Below are 2,583 nucleotides of genomic sequence, written 5' to 3'. Positions count from 1 at the left end.
CTCCAATAAAGTTAGTTTGTCTAGCATCTAAAATAAAAATTGACGTTTCACGTTGTTTGTTTCGTTCAGTTTTCAAAGAACTACTTGGTCGCTCATTTGCGACTTCCTTATGTTAACATTTTCATCTTTCAATGTCAACTAAGTTTTTCATTTAGTTTGTCGCTTGCGACGTTATTGTCATCGGCGACTTGTTCTATATTACACCTCTAAAGTATAATCGTCAATACGTTTTTAAAAAAACTTTATATTTTATAGATTTCACTTATGTATTTCTTCTATAGTTATATACAAGCACCCCACAGAACTATCTATGGGGTACTACTCTACTATAAAAACTATTGCTCTTTCGACGGCACCGAACAACTTCCATCAGTACAAGAAAGATCGCTTCCACCCTCTGAAGAAAGTTCTTGTAACTTAGGTGCAGGATTCTCTTCTTCCCACACTTGCTGAAGTGCACCAACAAAAGTTTCAAGTGGTTGTGCACCTGAAATAGCATACTTTTGATTAATAATAAAATAAGGTACTCCCGAAATTTGATATTGCTGAGCAATCGCTTCATCAATTCTAACATCATTTGCATACGCATTTTTATCATTAATAACATTTAAAGCCTCTTGCTTATCTAAACCTGAAACTTCAGCGATAGTAGCAAGTATATCCACATCACTTAAATTTCTCGATTCAGTGAAGTATGCGAAAAGTAGATTTTCCGTAATCTCTTTTTCTTTTCCTTGATCCTTTGCAAACTTCGCAAGACGATGCGCATCAAACGTGTTCGTCGGCTTCATCTCATCAAAATTAAAACTTAAACCCATACTAGCTGCATGATTTCCTAGCTGTACGTTATTACGCTTAGCTTCTTCAATACTAATTCCATACTTTGATGCAAGTACTTCATTAATACTTGTTCCAGAATAGATTGGAGCATTTTGGTCTAATTCAAAACTTTTAAACTCAACTTCAACATCCTTCTTATGTGGAAATTGCTCTAAAGCCATCTCTAATCTACGTTTCCCAATATAGCAAAATGGGCATACAAAATCCGACCATACTTCAATTTTCATAGAAACACCTCATTAACATTTAGTTTTCAATCATTGTAGCACTGAGATTAAGGAATTCAAAAGTTTTTGCTCTATCTCCTTCATATAGTACATACAAAAACACACTTATAGCAGACTACCTAATTAACAAAAAAACGATAATCAAAAGGATTAATTATTATCCCTCCGATTATCGTCTATATAAGTGCAACAAATTTAATTATGCCGGAATATACTTCCCTACGAACTTCCATACAGTATTCCAATATTTATTCGAATCTACTTTCTCCGCTTCTCCATGTCCAGCACCTGAAACAATTAATTTCTCTTTTTCTACTTTTGCAGCATTATATACTTCATCTAACATTTCAAAAGGAACGAATGTATCAGCATCCCCATGAATGAATAACATAGGTGTTTTACTTTTCGCTACTTGTTTTACAGCTGAAGCTTCTTCTAAATCGTAGCCAGCTCTTAATTTAGTAACCGTATTTGCCGCATTCATAACAGGAAACTTCGGTAAGTGGAATAAATCTTTTAGTTGATAAGTAAATTCATCAATAACAGTTGAGTATCCACAATCTTCAATAATAACTTTAACATTAGAAGGTAAATCTTCTCCTGAAGTCATCATTACAGTTGCCCCGCCCATCGAAACACCAAATAGAGCTATTTCAGCATTAGGGTCTTTCTTTAAGATTTGTTGAATCCAAATTAACACATCTTTACGATCATGCCAGCCCATACCAACATAATCCCCTTCACTATTTCCGTGCCCACGAAGGTCTGGTGCTATGACATTATAGCCTTGTTCATAGAAATTACGAATATATTTCGTCATTTCTGATGCTCTACCATTGTATCCATGAACTACAATTGCCCATTTATGACTAGATGGTTCATTCATATATTCATAACCTTTTAAATTTAATTTATCGAAAGAACGTATAGTTAATGTGTTAGGTTTATACTTCGATACGAAGTTTGCATTCTTTTCTTCATTTGCAGCCAATTCATCTCCCGATGCACTTACCGTTTCTACTAAATGAGGATTATCTTGCAAAAATTCCTTTTCTTGTTTCGCATTTAATGCATAGTTATAAAAATAATTTCCAACTAACATATACACGATTACTAGCAGGACTAAGACTACTATAGTAATTATACTTATCTTTTTCATATTATCTCCTTTTCTAACTTAAATCTTCTTATATTAAAGTACATTAAAAACAACTGTACTATTTTAACACACTGATGAATCCTATCTTTAAGAAATAAAACAGAAAATCTTAAATAGCATATCAAAAATCATGAAAGAAATTGAATGAAAAATTATATAGATATACCCAAAAACCATAGAGGCATACGGAGTATTCAAGAACTTAAATTACATTTGAAATTGATAAGAAGTTAGAAACACAAAAAAGACGAGTCATTCTGACTCGTCTTAAGATTGCTTGGCGACGTCCTACTCTCACAGGGACAAGGTCCCAACTACCATCGGCGCTAGAGAGCTTAACTTCCGTGTTCGGTATGG

2 protein-coding genes and 1 rRNA gene are annotated in these 2,583 nt (G+C 33.7%); all 3 read right to left on the bottom strand.

From position 1 onward, the window contains the following. Positions 1-335: 335 nt before the first annotated feature. Positions 336-1,067 carry a DsbA family oxidoreductase gene (locus CGQ22_RS31145; RefSeq protein ID WP_000687935.1) on the bottom strand — a complete coding sequence of 244 codons (732 nt, stop codon included), beginning with the start codon at positions 1,065-1,067 and terminating at the stop codon, positions 336-338. Positions 1,068-1,266: 199 nt separating this feature from the next. Further along, positions 1,267-2,226, bottom strand: coding sequence for an alpha/beta hydrolase (locus CGQ22_RS31140; protein ID WP_000723980.1), 960 nt, complete (start codon positions 2,224-2,226; stop codon positions 1,267-1,269). A 275-nt stretch (positions 2,227-2,501) separates the two neighbouring features. Continuing rightward, a 5S ribosomal RNA gene (rrf, locus tag CGQ22_RS33080) occupies positions 2,502-2,583 on the bottom strand; the annotation flags it as partial.

It is taken from the genome of Bacillus sp. M13(2017), from assembly GCF_002218325.1.
Classification (GTDB): domain Bacteria; phylum Bacillota; class Bacilli; order Bacillales; family Bacillaceae_G; genus Bacillus_A; species Bacillus_A thuringiensis_K.
This window is presented reverse-complemented; position numbering and strand designations above follow the sequence as displayed.

What these genes read in the sequence shown, in the direction of transcription:
- CGQ22_RS31140 (WP_000723980.1), bottom strand. Translation starts at nt 2,226, where the DNA reads ATGAAAAAGATAAGTATAATTACTATAGTAGTCTTAGTCCTGCTAGTA.
- CGQ22_RS31145 (WP_000687935.1), bottom strand. Translation starts at nt 1,067, where the DNA reads ATGAAAATTGAAGTATGGTCGGATTTTGTATGCCCATTTTGCTATATT.